This window comes from Leptolyngbya sp. CALU 1928, from assembly GCF_056784215.1.
The window spans coordinates 530,192-549,122 of sequence record NZ_JBXBCE010000001.1; the positions used below are offsets into that span (position 1 = coordinate 530,192).

Consider the following 18,931-nt stretch of genomic DNA (forward strand, 5'->3'; position numbering starts at 1 on the left):
AATGCCGAATTTAGGACAAGACCATACCAGAGCTTGCCACCGATGTCGCACTATCTTGAGCGCTAAGGGTTTTATGACGACCGACCCATCTGGTCTAGTATAGGTAAGCTACTGAATCGGTTTAAATTTCTGCCGATTAAACAAGTCTGCGATTCGTAAAATGCTAGCGAGCTTTCCACAAGAATCCCTACGCGATCGCTATTCGCCTCTATCACAAGACACTGACACAAGCACAAGACACTGACACAAGCACAAGACACTGACACAAAACACCGAGCCATGAAAGCCATTAATTCTTCCCCCTGGACTCCTCTAATCCTCAAACTAATTGGAGCCTTACTCCTTTTAACGAGCCTGATTGATTACCTTGTGTTGCTTTCAACGGCAAAATTTCAAGATAGCCAGTGGGTCATCACTTTTACAACCCAGGTCGTCGATCGCGGAGTCTTCCCCTTGATAGGGCTAGCATTGATATTTATCGGTTTTTGGCTAGAGGCTGGCATCAGCGATATCGCCCGGACTGCGTCTTGGCTCAAGCTTACTTCACTCATTTTAGCGAGCATCCTAGGACTATTTTTCTTGCTGGTAGTGCCTTGGGGTGTTGTCGCCACTCGTGATGCAGTGGATGCTCAAATGAAGCAGATTGGGCAAGAAGCCTCTAAAGCGGAAAGTCAAATCGATGCCCAAGTCCAGCAATTTAGGGGTCAATTAGATTCTCAGTTGGCTCAAATTGATCAGCTGATTAGTAGTGGGCAATTAAAAGATCCTCAGCTAGCCCAAGCAAAGCAGCAGCAGACCCAACTGAAGCGGCTGAAGTCTGATCCCAAAGCATTTGATGCCGAAATTGCTCCTAAGAAAAACGAAGAACTGAATAAAATCAAAACGCGGCAGCAAGAGTTGGAAAGCCAAACTCAGGGGAATGCACTCCGCTCTGGGCTAAGAACTGGACTGAACAGCCTGCTATTAGCGATCGGTTACATTATTATTGGCTGGACGGGTTTGCGGCAGAGGTTGTAAGCCTGAACTGACAGAATGAGGATTTAGACTCTCTATTTAGAGAGATTTGGTGCTACCACATCAGGGAAACTCTCAAAATTGCGCCTGACCCAATCTATTCCGACTTCATTGTTCAGTTTGATTTTCTGAGGGCTATCAGGATAAATCTTGCCTAAAATATCTGCGTCTTGATCTACAACGACCTTGCCAAACTTAAGATACGTTCCACCTAATAGCTTAAAGACGGGATGCTTCGCTTGACCAAAGAGCAAGATGTAAGTCCGGGTACGGTTTTCAGCTTCGGGCACAAAAATGTGACATTGTGCTGCCTTGCCGAAGGGCATTTCTCCATGAAAAATCACCAGACAGGGGAAGTGGTTTTCTAGATGCGCTTTAATCGTGCGGGGCAGCAACATGACATCTGGCTTTCTTAACTTTTCTGCCAGGGTATAAAGGGCGGTGGGCATATCGTAAAACGCATGGGAATAGTGTCCCTCATCAATGAACTGGTGAAACTCTACCTCTGTAATCCGAAATAGGTCGCGGTGAGTGCCGTTTTGATGATTGTAGTCGTGCATATTCAGCAGCATGGTTAGCAAATCTGTCTCAATGCTGCGATCGCCGATATGTCCCACAAAGTAATACTCGTTTGCAATCTCATTCAGCACCGGAGGAATCGGAATTTTCGGTTCGTAGCCTCCGTAAGACCAAATGAAATCTCCTTGAATGATCAGCTCTAGAGGTTGCAATTGGGGTAAAGTTTTTTGGTCTGATCCGGGTAGAACCGTGCAGCCTGCCGCATCAAACTGCAACGCATGAAATGGACATGCGATCGCGCTTGTTCCATTCTTTTGTTCACACCATCCTTCCGACAGCATGGCTCCCATATGAGGGCAGGCATTGGGGAGTGCATGAATTTCTCCACTCGCATCTTTCCACATCACATAGTCGGTTGAGTACAAGGAAATTTTTCGGGGTTGGTTTACGGTCAACATCGACTTGTGCGCCAATAGCCAAGGCGCACCGGGAAGCATAGACTGCATGGTGTTCTCCGCTCGATATAAAATTGTGAAAAATCCGTCGTGTTTTCACAATATGACAGAAGATTCACGTTCGTCAATCGAATCCTCGAAGACTTTGCGCCGCCAGCCAAAACAGCAGCGCGGCAAAGATCGAGTCGAAAAAATTCTAGATGCGGCGGCGGCGGTGTTTGATGAAGTAGGCTATGCTGCGGCAACCACTCATCTAATTGCTGCAAAAGCGGGAACAGCGATCGGATCGCTGTATCAGTTCTTTCCAGATAAAGCCGCTATTTTTAAGGCGATGGAGTTGCGCCATGTCGAGCGGGTCAAGCTCATGTGGTCACGGGTAAACATCCCGGAAATTGTCAAGTTGCCGCTGCGCTCAATGATCCATGCGCTTGCTACTGGCGTAGCAGAACTATTTGAGCAACCCGTATCGCGGGTCGTGTTTGTGCAGTTTTACACGGCACGCGAGATTTTTCAGTCGATTGACGAGAGCATGACCCAAGAGGCAATCAACTTTCTAGCCACTATCTTGACCCAGCGAAGCTCGGCTTTGAGTCAGGCGCACTGTCGATTACTCGCAGAGGTTTGTGTGCATAGTAGCAATGCGGTCATGCTAGCGGCGCTTCGCACTCCTGACCTAGAAGAGCGCCACCAATTGACTCAGCAAATTGAGGAGTTGTTGGTGTCATATTTAGAGCCATATGTGGGGGATAACCTAGCGGATAATGTAATGAAAGTAATGAAATGCCCCCATTGTCAATCAGAGCAACTATCGAAAAATGGGTATCGCCGGGGGAAGCAGTGCTATTGCTGTAAAAATTGTGGAAAACAGTTTGTAGAATCTAGGTTGCCGACTGCGATCGCCGAGTGAGATAAGTTGACCCTTTAAAATTTACTGTGCCTTTCTCACGCGACGGTTTTTCGGCTCACACTTATTTCTTCAAAAAAGTCTCAATACTTTTACGGTCGCTTCTTGGCGCTGTCAGTGCTAGCGTTTTGGGAAAACGTTATGTAAGTGCATTATTCGCTGTTTTCTGTAGGTTACTCATATGCTTTCCTCAATAGCTGGTGCAGGTTCGGCGATCGCTCCTGCTTTATGGCTGCTAGGGGCTTTTTCAACTCTCAGCCTGACGATAGCGGCAGTAGCCTTTCGCAGAAAGATTAGTCAGCTTGAACATCGCCACATTCAAGACTTGCAGCAGCGTGAGGCTGAACTGCATCAGCGAACTTGGGATCTAGAGTCAAATGTTCAACAGCGCACCACTGAGTTGCAGCGCTTAAGTGAGCAGCAAGCCGCCCTGTCGGAAGTGATCAGCAAAATCCGGTCTTCTCTGGATTTGAACACGATCTTTAAGCTGGCTGCAATTGAAGTTCGCCAACTGCTAGAGGTCGATCGCGTCGGGATCTTTCGCTTTTATCCTGAGTCAGGTTACGACGATGGTGAATTTATTTCAGAAGCAGTATTGCCGCCCTATGATTCGGCGCTGAAGATTCGGATTCACGATCATTGCTTTGGCGATCGCTATGCGGCTCACTATAGCAGTGGGCGAATTCAAGCGGTCAGCGATATCCTCAATGCGGGTCTGTCAGATTGTCATGTAGCGGTGTTGTCTCAATTTCAAATTCGCGCCAACCTAATCATTCCCCTGCGACGAGGCGAGGCTTTGTGGGGCTTGTTGTGTATCCATCAATGCTCTGCGCCCCGCGAATGGCAAGCAGCGGAGATTGATTTTGTTAAACAGATTGCCATACAGCTTGACGTTGCCCTTTATCAGGCAGAGCTATTAAGCCAAACGCAGCAAAAGACTCAACAGCTTGAGCGATCGCTGGATGAATTAAAGCAACTTCAGCTTCATCTAGTGCAAAACGAAAAAATGTCTGCTCTGGGTCAACTGGTAGCAGGCATCGCCCACGAAATTAATAATCCGGTAAATTTTATTTATGGCAACATCAACTATGTCGATATCTACACGCGTGACCTGTTGGAATTGTTGCAGCTTTATGAACAGTACGACACCTCTGCCAGTATAGAAGTGCAGGAAAAACTGGAATCGATGGATCTCGATTTCCTGGCAGAAGATTTGCCGAAACTATTGAAGTCTATGAAAATCGGCTCGGAGCGCATTCGAGAAATTGTTCTATCATTACGGAATTTTTCTCGGTTAGATCAAGCCGAAGTCAAAGAAGTGAACATTCACGAGGGATTAGACAGCACTCTGCGGATTTTGCAGCATCGGCTGAAGCCAACGTCTCTCCGATTTGGCATTGACGTGATTAAAAATTATGGCGCGTTGCCCTTGATAGATTGCCTTGCCGGTCAGCTAAACCAGGTGTTTATGAATCTGCTGGCAAATGCGATCGATGCCATCCAAGAGTTTTATGAAAGCTTACCGTCTGATGCCCCCCTTCAAGAACAAGGCAAAATTACCATCACCACTCAGGCGATCGATTCAGACTGGGTGCATATTTCCATTCAAGATAACGGGTCTGGTATTCCAGCAGAAGTACAAAGCAAACTGTTCAATCCATTTTTTACCACCAAACCCGTGGGCAAGGGCACTGGTTTAGGGCTATCCATCAGCTACCAAGTGATTGAGCGGCATGGAGGCACCTTGGAATACCTACCGCTGAGCGATCGCGGGGCTGAGTTTTTGATTAAAATTCCTATTCGGCAAGAACACTTTGGCTCAAAAAACAGCGTAACTATAGGACTTCCATCGATCTCAATGCTGATCGAGTAATCGGTTAACTCAGGGAATGAATCAAGCTGAATCAGTTGGGCGATCGCGGAAATACTCAGCAGTTCTCCGAAAATGGCTAACAACTGGCTCTAAGATCGAAAGGGCACGATCCGTCTCCCATTGCTTTAGTCAGAGTGAAGAAATGCTTGATACCTTAAGTTCCAGTTCTATTTTAGAAGTGTTGAAACCCGTCCAAGATCCCGAACTGCAAAAAAGTTTGGTGGACTTGAACATGATCCGCAACGTCGAGGTGGATCAGGGCATTGTTCGCTTCACCCTCGTGTTAACCACTCCCGCTTGCCCATTGCGCCAGTTTATTGTGGAAGATTGCGAGAGAGCCGTTCGCACATTGCCTGGAGTCACAGAGGTGCGAGTAGACGTGACGGCTGAAACGCCTCAGCAAAAAGCCTTACCCGATCGCCAGGGAATTGGCGGCGTGAAAAATATTTTGGCAGTGTCCAGCGGCAAAGGCGGCGTGGGCAAAAGCACGATCGCGGTGAATATTGCGGTGGCTTTGGCACAGGCGGGGGCAAAGGTGGGGTTAATCGATGCCGATATTTACGGTCCTAATGCACCAACCATGTTGGGCTTAACCGATGCCACGGTGACGGTGCAAAAAGGCGCAGATGGAGATATTTTAGAACCTGCTTTTAATCACGGCGTAAAACTGGTTTCCATGGGTTTTTTAATCGATAAAGATCAGCCTGTGATCTGGCGAGGTCCCATGCTTAACGGCGTGATTCGCCAGTTTCTCTATCAAGTGGCATGGGGCGAATTGGATTATTTGATCGTAGATATGCCGCCTGGAACGGGTGACGCGCAACTAACGATGGCGCAGGCAGTCCCGATGGCGGGAGTGGTGATTGTGACGACTCCTCAAACTGTTGCTTTATTGGATGCGCGGCGGGGCTTAAAAATGTTTCAGCAGCTTGGAGTTTCTGTTTTAGGGATTGTGGAAAACATGAGCTACTTCATTCCACCGGATATGCCCGACAAGCAATATGACATTTTTGGTTCGGCAGGCGGCAAGAAAACCGCAGATGAGCTTCAGGTGCCGTTGTTGGGCTGTGTGCCGCTGGAAATCCCGTTGCGAGAAGGCGGCGATCGCGGTCTGCCTATTGTTCTCGCTGATCCTGAATCGGCTTCTGCCAAAGCGCTGACGGCGATCGCGCAGCAGATTGCGGCAAAAGTTTCGATCGCCGCGTTGACATAAGTTTTTTTTCAGACTTAACTGAGGACGAAGGTTCTAAAAGATGTGAATGATTAGGGAAGCGTGTCACTCGCAGAAGCAGTGGCATCCTCCCAATGATTAGTGAGTTCTTCCTGATTCATGCTACACAAATCGTTGCCCAAAATTCGTTGGAAAACCCTAGTTCAGCCTTGGCAAAACATAGACTGGTGGCTGTTTATTTTCCCCATTGGACTGACTGTTTTAGGGGGCGTGATGATTCACAGCATCGAGTTGAGCCAAGAGGGTGCGAATTGGGCATCCCAACATTTGATCACCTGTGGCATAGGGATTATCGTAGCGCTGGCGATCGCCCGTTGTCGGTATGAGCGATTGCTTCAGTGGCACTGGATCATTTATGGCATCACCATCTTGCTGCTGCTATCCGTAAAATTCTTTGGCACGGAAGGGTTAGGTGCACAACGCTGGATCACGATCGCAGGGTTTAATCTGCAACCGTCAGAATTTGCCAAACTGGGGGCGATTATTACGATCGCCGCCCTGCTCAGCGATCGTCCGGCTTCAACCATTCCAGCAGCGTTGCGAGTCATGGCAGTAGTAGCCGTTCCGTGGGCGCTCGTTTTTCTAGAGCCTAACTTGGGCACCTCTTTGGTCTTTGGTGCTATCACCATGGGCATGTTGTATTGGGGTAACGCCAATCCGGGCTGGCTGCTGCTGCTGCTCTCTCCATTTATTTCTGCCATTCTGTTTAACACTGCGCTGCCCTTTTGGTTTGCCTGGATTGCAGTGATTGGGGTGGTTGCATGGCGCAGCCTTCCCTGGTATCGGCTCGGCACGTTGGGTGCTGTAGTGGTTAATTTGGTGTCCGGCGGTCTAGGACATTTGCTTTGGGGATTGCTGAAGGACTATCAAAAAAAACGTCTGATTATTTTTTTAGATCCCGACCAAGAACCGCTTAAAGGTGGCTATCACTTGATTCAATCGCGTATTGCCATTGGTGCCGGGGAAATGTGGGGCAGAGGGCTATATAAAGGGACGCAGACACAACTAAGTTTCATTCCAGAACAACATACCGACTTTGTTTTCACCGCCATCGGTGAAGAGTTAGGCTTTGTGGGCGGCATTCTAGTCCTCATTGCTTTCTGGCTGATTTGCTTACGGCTGGTGATTATTGCTCAGAATTCCAAAGATAATTTCGGCTCCCTGATTGCGATCGGTGTTTTTTCGATGATCGTGTTTCAGGTTGCCGTGAATGTTGGCATGACGATTGGATTGTCACCCGTGACAGGTATTCCGCTACCCTTTTTGAGTTATGGCAAATCTGCTCTGCTGATGAATTTTCTGGCGATCGGAGTGGTGCAATCCGTTGCAAATTTCCGACAGCGGCTGAAATTTTAGCGAGAACGATTATTGCTGTTTCCTATTGTCGACATAAACAAAAAACAATCAAAGGATTGACCATTCTTGCCTTCCACCTTGTAAGCTTGTTTATTGAATACATCTGAGCAAACGCTATGATTTTTCCGGGTTCAGTGGTTCGAGTAACCAACGCTCAAGATACTTACTATCAATTTCAAGGGCTGGTTCAACGGATGAGCGATGGCAAAGCGCTCGTCTTGTTTGAAGGCGGCAATTGGGATAAATCAGTCACATTTAAGCTATCAGAACTAGAGGAAGTAGACTTAGCAGCCACAAAGAAAAAGGGAAAATAACTCAGGTTTGATGGTGAAGGATTAAGCTATGAAGAAATGTAGCTTAGAATTTAAAGTCTTCCTGCTTGTCTCATGCGTCTTCCTCTTCCTCAGTTTGCTGCCCAAAATCGCCAGCCCAATCATATTGCCGAGGTGATTGAAACTTCCACTGCGGAGTTTCTAGCGCAGTGTTTAGATCCCGATGATCTCAGCTTTCCCGCGATGCCGCCCTTTGGCAGTTGGGTAAAATCGGCGGAAGAAGAGTCAGGCAATCAGATCTATGCGATCGTGTATTACGCTTCCACCAGCCCGATCGATTCGGTGCATCGAGCGCGGGCACTAGGTTTGTCGCTGGAAGAGTTGCGAGAACAACAGCCGCAAATCTTCGCAATGTTGAAGACAGAGTTCCGGGCAGCGATCGTCGGGTTTGAACCCTACGCTGCCAGAAATAATGGTGTAAAGTCAGACGCATCTGTGATCTATCAACATTTGCCACCCCGCCCGCCCCAACTTCACCAGGCAGTGTATCAATGCGACGCTGATGAAATTTTGCGCTTCACGGATCGGCTCGATTTTCTGCGAACCTTGTTGCAAATGAACGGGGTGCCTGTGGATGCTTTGGTCGCTGCGATGCTGCGGGAAGTATATGGGTTGAGACGGGCAGATCGAGACTGGTTGGTGCAAGCCGGACGAATGTTGAGTCTCTATTTGAAAGATGATTACGATCGCCTCCGCACGATTTTGAGTCAGGTTCATATCTGAAATTCGCACTAAGATCGAAGAGTATACCGAGCTATTTTTTTCGTGTGACCACTAAGATTCTGCCCTTACTTCAAGATCTAGAGCGCCTAGAGACTCGCCTGAAAGAGATTCCCCCGGAGCCGGGAGTCTACTACATGAAGGATGCGACTGATCAGGTGCTTTACATTGGCAAGTCGAAAAAGCTGCGATCGCGGGTGCGATCGTATTTTCGCGATGATCATCACCACAGTCCCCGGATTGCCATGATGGTGCGGCAAATCGCCGATATCGAGTTCATCGTCACGGATACCGAAGCCGAAGCCCTTGCCCTAGAAGCCAATTTGATCAAGCAGCACCAGCCCTACTACAACGTGCTGCTGAAGGATGACAAAAAATATCCCTGGCTGTGTATTACTTGGTCTGAAGACTATCCGCGAATTTTTATTACCCGCAAACGTCAGTTGGGTAAAAAAGCCGATCGCTTTTATGGCCCCTACGTGGATGTGGGGTTGCTGCGGAGTACGCTGCATTTGGTGAAGCGGGTGTTCCCATTGCGGCAACGTCCTCAATCGCTCTTTAAGGATCGCCCTTGCCTTAACTACGACATTGGGCGTTGTCCGGGGGTTTGCCAGCAGCTCATTTCCTCGGAGGAGTATCACAAGATTGTTCGCAAAGTGGCGATGGTGTTTCAGGGACGAATTGACGAACTGGTAGATATTCTATCGATGCAGATGGCAAAAGCTGCCGACGAGTTGAATTTTGAAGTAGCAGCCCGGATTCGTGATCAGATTGCGGGAGTGAAAACCCTAGGAGCCGATCAGAAGGTGGATCTGGCAGATGATACGGTGTCGCGGGATGCGATCGCCTTGGCTGCCGATGAAAACCATGCCTGTATTCAGCTATTTCAAATTCGCACCGGGCGATTGGTGGGTCGGTTGGGCTTCGTTGCCGATGCCCAATCGGGGACTCCTGGGGAAATTCTTCAACGTGTTTTAGAAGAACATTATCAACACATTGACCCAATCGAAATTCCTGGCGAGATTTTGGTGCAGCATGAATTGCCGGAAGCCGAGATGTTGGCAGCGTTTCTCACCACAGCGAAGGGACGAAAAGTCACGATCATTCATCCCCAACGGCAAACTAAAGCTGACCTGCTGGAAATGGTGGAACGCAATGCCGGCTTTGAGTTGGCACGCGCTCAACGCTTTGCCGATCGCAACACCCAAGCAATGCAAGATCTAGCAGAACTACTGGATATGCCCGATTTTCCACGCCGGATTGAAGGCTATGACATCTCCCATATTCAAGGGTCGGATGCTGTTGCTTCTCAGGTCGTTTTCATGGATGGAATGCCCGCAAAGCAGCACTACCGCCACTACAAGATTAAAAATCCTACGGTGACAAGTGGGCATTCAGACGACTTTGCATCGATGGCTGAAGTAATTACCCGGCGGTTTCGCAAGTATGCTGCCCTAAAAGAGCGGGGAGAACTGGTAAAACGTGACGAGACTTCTGTTCTCGATCGCCATGTGAGTGCTACTTCAGATTTTCCCGATTTGGTCATGATTGATGGGGGCAAGGGGCAACTATCCGCCGTAGTCAGCGTTTTACGAGAGATGAACTTGCTGGAAGAGGTGCGGGTAGTCAGCCTTGCCAAGCAGCGAGAAGAGATTTTCTTGCCGGGTGAATCGCTGCCCCTGAAGACGGAAGCAGAACAGCCTGGAGTTCAGCTTTTGCGACGTTTGCGAGATGAGGCACATCGATTTGCGGTCAGCTTCCATCGCCAAAAACGCACGGAGCGAATGCGGCGATCGCGTCTCGATGAAATTCCTGGATTGGGGTTCCATCGCCAAAAGCTGTTGCTCTCCACCTTTCGATCGATCGACTATCTGCGGGAAGCCAGCGCTGAAAAAATTGCCACAGTTCCTGGGATTGGTCCTCGCTTAGCCCAGCAAATTTATACTTACTTCCATCCTGCTCACGATGATAGCCTGGTTGAAGAGCCGCCAACATCTATACTTGAGCCTCACCTCGCTTCGGATACCGAGGAGAATACGGCAATTTTGTAGCGTAAAAAATGGTAATTTTGCTCGGCTTTGAGAAGATGGTTAGTGCGATCGCATCTACTGATTGGCTCGTAACCAGGTATTGAAATCAGCGATTTCTCTAAAATCCAGCAATGCCTCGCCCAATGCCTCTAACTGAGCCGTGGAGAGTGCGTCGATTTGCAGCTGGAGCTATTTGGTAGTTCTCCCAGTTGTCGGTTTAGGAGCCGGAGTGATCAGCGATCGCGCTTCTCTTTGAATCCCCTGTTCAATTCCCCAATCAGGTAGTGCTACACAAGTAATGATACGTTGTAGTGATGGATGAAATACCAAATGGCACCAATGTGATTAGTGCCCGCGTCGCTTGGTCGATAACTTTTTTGCTGGGTTGTTCGATGAACTGTCGTCCGCAGTCGTGGCATTTGAATCGTTGTTTACCATTGTGGATGCGACCGTTCTTAACCGTTTTGGCGGAGTCACAGATGGGGCAGAGAGGCATGATGGGAGAACAGCAAAAACTCTACTTCTCCATCATTACATCTTGAGCACTACCCACACGCGTTCCAACTAGCTCAACAATTCATTTATCAAGACGACAATCGTCCATTTATCTGGGCACTTTGCAATAAGCGCAGACAATTAGAGCTTTTCGCCGCTGAGGACAAAAATTGGGTCAGTTGCCGTAAAAACCTGGCTAATTCCGCGTTTTTCCAATCGGTTCACGGCAAGCTGCACCACTTCCACATTACGAACCTGTAGCTCGGCAAAACTTTCTGATACCTGATACAGTCCTTCCAAGCTAGCGGCGATCGCCACTACTCGCCCTGTCGCTGGTAAGTATTTCCAGACCTCCATCAAAATTACTTTGAGCGATCGCCCCCCTCCAATGCACACCCGCTGGGGCGATCGCGCTAAATCTTTGAGGCACTCTGGAGCAATGCCTTCAATCACTTCAACATTAGTGGCTCCAAAGCGATCGCAGTTGCGGCGAATTAAGCTAGCAACCTCTTCATCGCGCTCGATCGCAATTACATGTCCTTGGGAACAAAGCAATCCCGCTTCGACAGAAATGGTGCCCGTGCCTGCGCCAATATCCCACAGTACCGACGTTGACTCTAATCGCAAATAAGACAGGAGCAGGAGCCGAATTTCGCGGGGAGTCATAGGAATACCAGGCAGACGCTCAAACATCTCATCTGGGATTCCTGGAGTAACATAAGACCATGAGGAGGAAAGCATGAGAAAAAGTTGCACGGGATAAGTAGGCTGGTAAAGCTGGCTAACCCAACTGCTTACACCTTACACTCGCCCTTCTATGAACGAGGATATTTTACTCATTTGGGCGAAGATCCGGGCGATCGCTATCTGGTAGTGAATAATAGAATACCTTCATTAAATTTGCTTTCTACTAATGGTTTTAGACGCTAAGCATGTGTTGATTGTTGAAGACGATCAAGGACGCAAAGAGCATATTCTTGATGCGCCAATGTATTCGATTGGTAGAGATCCTAACTGCGATATTCGTCTAGCTTCTCAGTTTGTTTCGCGTCGTCATGCAACGTTGGTACAAATTATTGAGGACGAAGAAGAGTATCACTATCGGATTGTGGATGGCACGCCCAAGGGAAAACCAAGTTCTAATGGGTTGTTGGTGAATGGGCGAAAAGTGCAAGCCTGCAACCTGAGCGATCGCGACGAAATTCGGTTTGGTCCTAAGATTCACGCCACTTATCATCTCCAGGAGCAAGAACCAGAGCAGGTACGCCCCCAAAACTATGATGAAACCGTGATCCCCATGGATGATTGGGATAATGACGCAACAGACTAAGCTTTGATGACTTTCAAGGTGGCAAAACTCGGATCGGCGCAACCGCTGATCATGCCACCCGATGCTAGGATTTTTTGCAAGTGAGCGATCGCGTTTTCGGTCACCATTTCTCCGGGGATCAGCACGGGAATACCCGGTGGATAGGGGCAGACGAGTTCGGCGCTGATGCGGTTAATAGCCTGAGCGATCGCGACTGTTTCGGTAGCCGCAAAAAATGCCTTACGCGGAGAAATGGCGAATGAAGGTAAGGATTTTAGGTTCGGAATTCGGAATAACTCCTGCGGAGACGCTACGCGAACGGAACTCAGAACTCGGAACTCCTGTTTTGCTAGTTTTTCAAAGGCGTTGATTAGCTGATCAATATCTGCCGCTGTGTTGCCTAGGCTGATGATGAAGGTAAGGTGTTGTAGAGAAGGAAATTCGGCGGTTACGCCTAGCTGAGTATTTAAAATGTCGTCGGCGGTGAAGCCGTCCATACCCAAACCGGAGACGGAGACAGTGAGGCGGGTAGTGTCAAAATCAACAAATCCGGGTGTGGTGGCGTGGTGGTGGCTCAAGGTCGCCAGGTTGGGAATCTGGTTGATCTGCGATCGCGCTTTTTCCGCCAAGCGTAAAGTGTGGGTCATGAGGGCTTCTCCCTGCGTTGCCATTTGCCACCGAGCCGCATCAAGAGACGCTAATAATAAGTAATTGGGGCTAGTGGATTGCACTAAGGCGAGAGATTTGGAGAGGCGATCGCGATCGATTAAATCGCCCTGAACATGAATCATTGCCGCCTGCGTCAGGGCAGACAGAGTTTTGTGAGTAGATTGCACTGCAACATCAGCACCGGCTTGTAAGGCTGAGATCGGCAAATCGGCATGAAAGGCAAAATGGGCACCGTGGGCTTCATCGACGATCAGGGGAATGCCGTGGTCATGGGCAATCTGGGCGATCGCGTTCACATCTCCACAGGCACCATAGTAAGTCGGTGAAACCATCAACACAGCTTTTGCAGTGGGATGCTGGACTAAGGCAAGCTTTACCGCTTCGGGAGTAATGCAGTGGGCAATATCCAGTACCGGATCGTAGTCGGGATTGATAAACACGGGAACCGCACCAGACAAAATCAACCCCGAAATAACCGACTGATGCACTGTGCGCGGCAAGATGAGGCTATCTCCCGGATTGCAGGTTGCTAAAATTGCCGCAATCACACCGCTAGTGGAACCATTCGCCAAAAACCAAGTGCGATCGCTTCCAAATGCGGCGGCGGCGAGTTCTTGCGCTGCCAAAATTACGCCTTTGGGTGCAAACAAGTTGTCTAGCTCCGGCAGTTCTGGCAAATCTGTCCGAAAAACCTGTTCTCCTAGCAATTCTTTCAGGGGTGTTGCGATGCTCTGTCCGCGTTTATGTCCCGGTGTATAAAAGGGAGCATTGGGGCGATCGCGGCACTGGCGCAACGCATCGACCAAGGGCATCTCTGCCTGAGAGTGGTGAATCGTGCGGTTTTCGGTGTCCATCCAGCTATTCTAACTTTCGGAACGGGTTGGCTGAAGCAGCGCGAGTAGGCGATCGAACTGGTAGTTCTCAATCAAATGGGTCAATGTTTGAATTAGGGAGCGATGTTCCGAAGGAATTTGGGTGAGCAAGGTGAGACTGCGAGTATCGTTGCCCTGAGTCGCGGCAAGGCAAAGTTGGGCAATCCATTCGGCTGACATGACGGCAGAGATATCCAGACTCAAAGAAGGTTCATCAGGCATTGAGGGTTGAAAGACGGGTTCTGTTGCGATCGCGACATCCTCATCCAAATTTTGTAATCCCAAATGTTGAGATAAAACATTCAGCAATTCTTCCCGGCGGAAGGGTTTACTGACAAAATCATCACAGCCCGCTGCAAAACTGTCTTGCCGCTGTTCGGTAAAGGCGCTAGCTGTGAGGGCAATGATTTTAGTTGGGGTGCGGGGCTGGGAGTCAAGGACTGTTTCTGCCCCTAGCTCCTCGTTCCTGATTGCCTGTTCCCTAGCGCGAATCCGTCTGGTCGCTTCATAGCCATTGACGATCGGCATGTGCATATCCATAAAGATCAAATGGGGCTGCCACTGTTCCCAAAGTTCGATCGCAACCTGTCCGTTTTCAGCCTCTTGGATCTCAAATCCTACCTCGCTCAACAGTTTGTTCAATAGCAATCGATTAACAGGACTATCTTCGGCAATCAGAATGCGGTGATTAATCTGTTGAGACGTAATCTTGACGGTCGAGTTCGTTGGTATTGCGGTTGTGATTGATGCCGAGTGAGATCGCTCCACTTGAATCTGAAACGCAAAACAACTGCCTTCACCGAGTTCGGTCTGCACCGTAATTTTGCCCCCCATCAACTGCACAAATTGTTGACTAATTCGTAATCCTAACCCCGTTCCTTCTTGAGATTTCTGTCCCGATTGAGTCTGCTTAAAGGCTTGAAACAAATCGCCCAATTCCTCTGCCGCAATTCCGGGTCCCGTATCTTCCACTTCAAATCGCAGGAAGAAGACGGAGCCGTTTAGTTTCTTCCTGCTGTTGTCCTGCAAGCTTTTCACCCTAACCGTGACTCTGCCGGTATCGGTGAACTTAATTCCATTCCCTATTAAATTAATCAAGACTTGGCGCAGTTTATTTTCGTCGGTTTTGATAGACTCCGGTAGCGTCGCATCCCAGTCAAATTGGAGTTGCAACCCTTTGGATTGGGCTTTGAGTTGCAGCATATCTTCCAAATTTTGCAACAGCTTGTGTAGGTCACAGTCTGTTTCATGCAGAGTCACTTGCCCCGCTTCAATCTTGGACATCTCTAGCACATCGTTGATCAATGCCAATAGATGCTCACCGCTCTGGTTGACAATTTTGACGGAGCGGCGATGGTCTGTGCTGAGAGAGGAATCTCGCTGCATCAATTGAGTAAAGCCCAAAATCGCGTTGAGGGGAGTGCGGAGTTCGTGGCTCATGTTTGCCAAAAACTCACTTTTTGCCCGATTCGCCGCGTCCGCCGCTTCTTTGGCGAGTTTCAAGGCGGTTGCTTGGTGTTGGGTTTGCGCGAATAGCTCTGCCTGCTGCACGGCAACCCCAAGCTGATTGCCAATTTGGGACACCATTTGAATTTCGGCTAATTGCCATTGACGAGGCTCTGCATTTTGATAAGTGGCAAGCAAGCCCCACAATTGGTTGCCACAAAAGATAGGCACGATGATGTAGGCTCGTGCTTGCAGGGTTTCTAAGAATTCCAGATAGCAGGCATCGAACTCTTGCTGATAGATATCGATGACACAGCAGTAGTTTGATTGTTGACGGTGTAGCCCTCCTTCATGCTCCTGCAAGTAAGTATCTCGAATGATGACTTCGGTATCATTGAATTGTTTAACAATACAATTAGCTTGCTCGACCGTTCCCTGGTTTAGCGACGTGTTTTCGACCCGAATCGGCAGGATGGCGTTCCAGCGATCGCCCACCGATTCCGCCACCACCTGCCCACTCCACTCAGCATCGAATTGATAGATCAAGGCGCGATCGCAGCTAATGGCTTGCCGCAATTCTTCCGTAGTTGTGGAGAAAATAGTTTCCAATTCTAGGGTTGCCCGCATCCGTTGCAGCACTCGTGCGGCGGCTCGTTCTCGTTCGGCAGTGCGGCGGAGTTCGATTTCTGCCAGTTTGCGATCGATGCCTACGGCGATCGCGCTAGAAACCGATGCCATTTCCGTCAGAGTTCTTTCAGGCAGGGCATAGCGGGCAAAAATTGCCATAACTCCCAGCAGGCGATTTTTGATGATTAAAGGATATCCCGCAAAGGCAACCATGCCTTCTCGTTTTGCCCATTCATGATCACCCACACGCGGATCAGTAGTGACCTGATTGGTCAGGTGAGGCTGTTGATGTTGAGCGATCCAGCCGATCTTGAATTGCCCCACGGGAACGCGGCTATGGTTGCCGTCAATGTGGGTATACAGACCCGCGCTTGCCTGCAAAACTAGCACCTGTTCAGAGTCGTCTAAAGTCCAAATTCGGGCAAACGCGGCATCTAGATGTTGATGCAGGGCGATGGCGCAACGGTTGAGCATATCTTGCAGAGATTCGCCTTGGGTCAATGCCGTGCCGATCGCGGCTCTCAGGGCGGCTAGCTTCATTTGCTGCACTTGCTCTGCTTCTGCCTGCTTCCGCTCTGTGATGTCGTAAATCATGCTGAGAAGACAAGGTTTCCCCTGAAGCTCAATCTTTTCAAAAGAAAACATCCCATATCGAACTTCTCCAGAGCGAACGCAGAAAGGCGCATCTAGCTGTACCGATTGCTGGTGCTGCAATGCCTGAATCAGGCGATCGCGATCAGCTGGATTTGACCAAACTCGCAACTCTGCCGAGGTGCGCCCAATGGTTTCGTCTCGGCTATAGCCAAACAGGGTGAGAAAACTGGTATTCACATCTAACAATCGCCCTTCGCTGAGCGTGGAAATACAGCAGGCGATGGGATTGGAGTGAAACGCTTTAGAAAACTGTTCTTGACTTTCCTGTAACGCTGCTTCTGCCGCAATCCGTTCTCGCACTTCAGCCTCTAGGGCAGCATTGGAAACCACCAATTCTACGGTTCGTGCTTCAAACTGCTGCTCCAACTGGCGATTCAGCGCTTCTAGTTGTTCTGGCGTTTTCAGCGCGAGGAATTGGGGCAACAGTTCCACTAGCTGCAAAGCGGTGTAGCAAGAAACCAGGGCAGTCAGCGCCCTCACGCCCCCCGAAACCCAATAATCGGGATGCCAGAGCGTCCAGATATCCAGCGTGTGCCCGGTGCCACACAAAATAATGAATGCCCCAAATAGCATGAATACCCTGGAAAACGGAATGTCGCCCCGTTTTTTCACAAAGTAGATCAGCATCGCTGGAATGGAGAAATAGGCGATCGCGATCAGCGCATCGCTCACCACATGCAATCCGACCAAGGGAGTCTGCCACAGATAGCAATGACCATGAGGAATATACTGATTGGGTGACAGTAAAGTGGTAATTAGTTCCAGCATGGTCTTCCCATAAAGAACGAATTAGAGGTCGTAGTTTGCAGCAATTAAGGACACTCAAATAACTAGAGAAGTTAGCGAACCATCGAAGCAGTCAGCTTCTTTTAAATCTAACAAGGAAATTTTGCTTTCAACTTGTCATCGTGGCATCTGGCGACTTGAACTACCAGCCCTGATGGAACGTTAAGCCTGTAACTTAAGAACTTAGATAGGAATCTTACTTAAGAGCGAGGATAAGTCCTGTAAAGTCTATTGAGAACACCAGGTTACATAAAAATCAGGTGACATTTTCGTGTGTGTTTTTCATGACAGACTATTCTGATCAATCTCAAACCCTCAAGCGCAGACGAGGGATTATTCTCAGCGTGCAGGGCTGGCAGCGTCTCCAGGCAGCAGAATTACTCTCGGCAGCGCGGGAGAATGGCGGGAATGCCTACACCTTAGAGCAGTTGGGCGATCGCACCCAACTCAGCACCAAAACTCTAACCAAAGTTCGCCGTCGCCAGAATCCGGTTGATCAGCCCACACTCGCAGCGTATTTTGAAGCCTTTGGGTTGACTTTAGCAACCGATGATTATGTCAGCCAGGAGGCAGACAGCGAAGCCTCCCTTTCCGTCCTATCGGGCTTGCTTCAAGCCCCAATCAAAGGGCAATTATCGCTGGATTCCCCCTTTTGGATTTATCGCCCCCCGATCGAAAAGCTGTTCGCCAGAGAAATTCTTCAGCCAGGGGCTTTAGTTCGGGTACGAGCACCCCGGCAGTTTGGCAAAACCTCGTTTATGGCTCAAGGGTTGAGTCAGGCAAAAGACAGCGGATTTCGCACCGCAATGGTCAGTTTGCAACTCACCGATCGCGAAGTGCTGAGCAATTTAGGTCAGTTTTTGCAATGGCTCTGCTTGATGGTGGGCGACAGTTTGGGGCTACCTAATCGTTTAGAGGAGTTTTGGAGTCCAATTTTTGGCAGTAACTATAGCTGCATGGATTATTTTGAACGGTATTTATTGCCGGCAACTGACAGTCCAATGTTGCTGGTGCTAGATGAGGTGAATATGCTGTTCAGCTACCCGGAGGTGGCGGCGGATTTTTTTGGCATGTTACGAGCGTGGTATGAGCGATCGCGCTACAGCACGGCAGTGAGTCAGTTGTGGCAACGATTGCGGCTGGTGATTGTTTACTCCACCGATGTCTTTCTGCCGCTGAATGTGAATCAATCCCCTTTCAATGTAGGGTTGCTGATTGTCTTACCCGCGTTTACCGAGGCACAAGTCCAAGAGCTATCCCTTCGCTATGGGTTAGCACCCTCAGAACCCTATGCGGCTGCGTTGATGACGCTGTTAGGCGGACACCCCTATCTGACCCAGTTAGCGTTGTTTCATCTGAGCCAGCGGAAAGCAGATCTTGATCACTTTTTAGCGATCGCGACGACTCCAACCAGTATTTTTGATAGTCACCTGCGGCAACAGTTGGGCTATGTGGAAGAGCAACCCGAACTTAAAGCCGCCATGCAGCAAGTCGTCAGTTCACCAAATGGCGTGGCGCTTTACCCCACTCAAGCGTTTAAGCTGCAAGGGGTTGGGCTAATCCGGTTTGAGGATCAACTGGCAGTATGCAGTTGTCAGCTATATCAGAACTATTTTTCTCACCTGTTGAATCCCTAGCG

The 18,931-nt window shown here is 49.1% G+C and carries 16 protein-coding genes; 10 read left to right on the forward strand and 6 right to left on the reverse strand.

Going from position 1 to position 18,931, the window contains the following annotated elements:
• Positions 1-279: 279 nt before the first annotated feature.
• Positions 280-1,017 carry an HpsJ family protein gene (locus AC1S5B_RS02410; protein ID WP_482034126.1) on the forward strand — a complete coding sequence of 246 codons (738 nt, stop codon included), beginning with the start codon at positions 280-282 and terminating at the stop codon, positions 1,015-1,017.
• A gap of 32 nt (positions 1,018-1,049) precedes the next feature.
• On the opposite strand, the gene AC1S5B_RS02415 is transcribed toward AC1S5B_RS02410, so the two are convergent.
• The gene (locus AC1S5B_RS02415; RefSeq protein ID WP_482034127.1) at positions 1,050-2,039 is read right to left on the reverse strand and encodes a Rieske 2Fe-2S domain-containing protein; all 990 of its coding nucleotides are present in this window, start codon (positions 2,037-2,039) and stop codon (positions 1,050-1,052) included.
• A gap of 52 nt (positions 2,040-2,091) precedes the next feature.
• Between AC1S5B_RS02415 and AC1S5B_RS02420 the strand changes: the two genes are divergently transcribed.
• From AC1S5B_RS02420 to uvrC, 7 genes are all read left to right on the forward strand, one after another.
• Positions 2,092-2,895 (forward strand): TetR/AcrR family transcriptional regulator, encoded by an 804-nt coding sequence (locus AC1S5B_RS02420; protein ID WP_482034128.1) that lies wholly within the window; start codon positions 2,092-2,094, stop codon positions 2,893-2,895.
• Between the two features lie 178 nt (positions 2,896-3,073).
• Positions 3,074-4,765 (forward strand): sensor histidine kinase, encoded by a 1,692-nt coding sequence (locus AC1S5B_RS02425; protein WP_482034129.1) that lies wholly within the window; start codon positions 3,074-3,076, stop codon positions 4,763-4,765.
• A 142-nt stretch (positions 4,766-4,907) separates the two neighbouring features.
• Positions 4,908-5,978: an Mrp/NBP35 family ATP-binding protein gene (locus AC1S5B_RS02430; protein ID WP_482034130.1), complete on the forward strand. Its 1,071-nt coding sequence runs from the start codon at positions 4,908-4,910 to the stop codon at positions 5,976-5,978.
• 117 nt (positions 5,979-6,095) lie between these two features.
• On the forward strand, positions 6,096-7,352 hold the full coding sequence (rodA, locus tag AC1S5B_RS02435) for a rod shape-determining protein RodA (RefSeq protein WP_482034131.1): 1,257 nt from the start codon (positions 6,096-6,098) through the stop codon (positions 7,350-7,352).
• A 116-nt stretch (positions 7,353-7,468) separates the two neighbouring features.
• Positions 7,469-7,666, forward strand: a complete 198-nt coding sequence (locus AC1S5B_RS02440; RefSeq protein WP_482034132.1) for an NAD(P)H dehydrogenase subunit NdhS — start codon at positions 7,469-7,471, stop codon at positions 7,664-7,666.
• A gap of 72 nt (positions 7,667-7,738) precedes the next feature.
• The gene (locus AC1S5B_RS02445; RefSeq protein ID WP_482034133.1) at positions 7,739-8,407 is read left to right on the forward strand and encodes an HAS-barrel domain-containing protein; all 669 of its coding nucleotides are present in this window, start codon (positions 7,739-7,741) and stop codon (positions 8,405-8,407) included.
• Positions 8,408-8,451: 44 nt separating this feature from the next.
• A complete protein-coding gene (gene uvrC / locus AC1S5B_RS02450; protein WP_482034134.1) occupies positions 8,452-10,455 on the forward strand; it encodes an excinuclease ABC subunit UvrC in 2,004 nt (667 codons plus the stop codon).
• A 54-nt stretch (positions 10,456-10,509) separates the two neighbouring features.
• Here uvrC and AC1S5B_RS02455 read toward each other — a convergent pair whose 3' ends face one another.
• The 3 genes from AC1S5B_RS02455 to cbiT all read right to left on the reverse strand — a co-directional run bounded on the left by AC1S5B_RS02455 (position 10,510) and on the right by cbiT (position 11,670).
• Positions 10,510-10,617 (reverse strand): DUF4351 domain-containing protein, encoded by a 108-nt coding sequence (locus AC1S5B_RS02455; protein WP_482036593.1) that lies wholly within the window; start codon positions 10,615-10,617, stop codon positions 10,510-10,512.
• Positions 10,618-10,711: 94 nt separating this feature from the next.
• On the reverse strand, positions 10,712-10,930 hold the full coding sequence (locus AC1S5B_RS02460; protein WP_482034135.1) for an IS1/IS1595 family N-terminal zinc-binding domain-containing protein: 219 nt from the start codon (positions 10,928-10,930) through the stop codon (positions 10,712-10,714).
• 140 nt (positions 10,931-11,070) lie between these two features.
• On the reverse strand, positions 11,071-11,670 hold the full coding sequence (gene cbiT, locus AC1S5B_RS02465) for a precorrin-6Y C5,15-methyltransferase subunit CbiT (protein ID WP_482034136.1): 600 nt from the start codon (positions 11,668-11,670) through the stop codon (positions 11,071-11,073).
• Positions 11,671-11,842: 172 nt separating this feature from the next.
• Between cbiT and AC1S5B_RS02470 the strand changes: the two genes are divergently transcribed.
• The gene (locus AC1S5B_RS02470) at positions 11,843-12,259 is read left to right on the forward strand and encodes an FHA domain-containing protein (protein WP_482034137.1); all 417 of its coding nucleotides are present in this window, start codon (positions 11,843-11,845) and stop codon (positions 12,257-12,259) included.
• On the opposite strand, the gene AC1S5B_RS02475 is transcribed toward AC1S5B_RS02470, so the two are convergent.
• Both AC1S5B_RS02475 and AC1S5B_RS02480 read right to left on the reverse strand, forming a co-directional pair.
• Entirely contained in the window at positions 12,256-13,761 is a 1,506-nt protein-coding gene (locus AC1S5B_RS02475) for an aminotransferase class I/II-fold pyridoxal phosphate-dependent enzyme (RefSeq protein WP_482034138.1), read from the reverse strand. The two genes, AC1S5B_RS02470 and AC1S5B_RS02475, sit on opposite strands and share 4 nt — an antisense overlap.
• A gap of 9 nt (positions 13,762-13,770) precedes the next feature.
• A complete protein-coding gene (locus AC1S5B_RS02480) occupies positions 13,771-17,274 on the reverse strand; it encodes a GAF domain-containing protein (protein ID WP_482034139.1) in 3,504 nt (1,167 codons plus the stop codon).
• A gap of 302 nt (positions 17,275-17,576) precedes the next feature.
• On the opposite strand from AC1S5B_RS02480, the gene AC1S5B_RS02485 reads away from it, so the two are divergent.
• Positions 17,577-18,929 (forward strand): AAA-like domain-containing protein, encoded by a 1,353-nt coding sequence (locus AC1S5B_RS02485; protein ID WP_482034140.1) that lies wholly within the window; start codon positions 17,577-17,579, stop codon positions 18,927-18,929.
• Positions 18,930-18,931 lie beyond the last annotated feature (2 nt).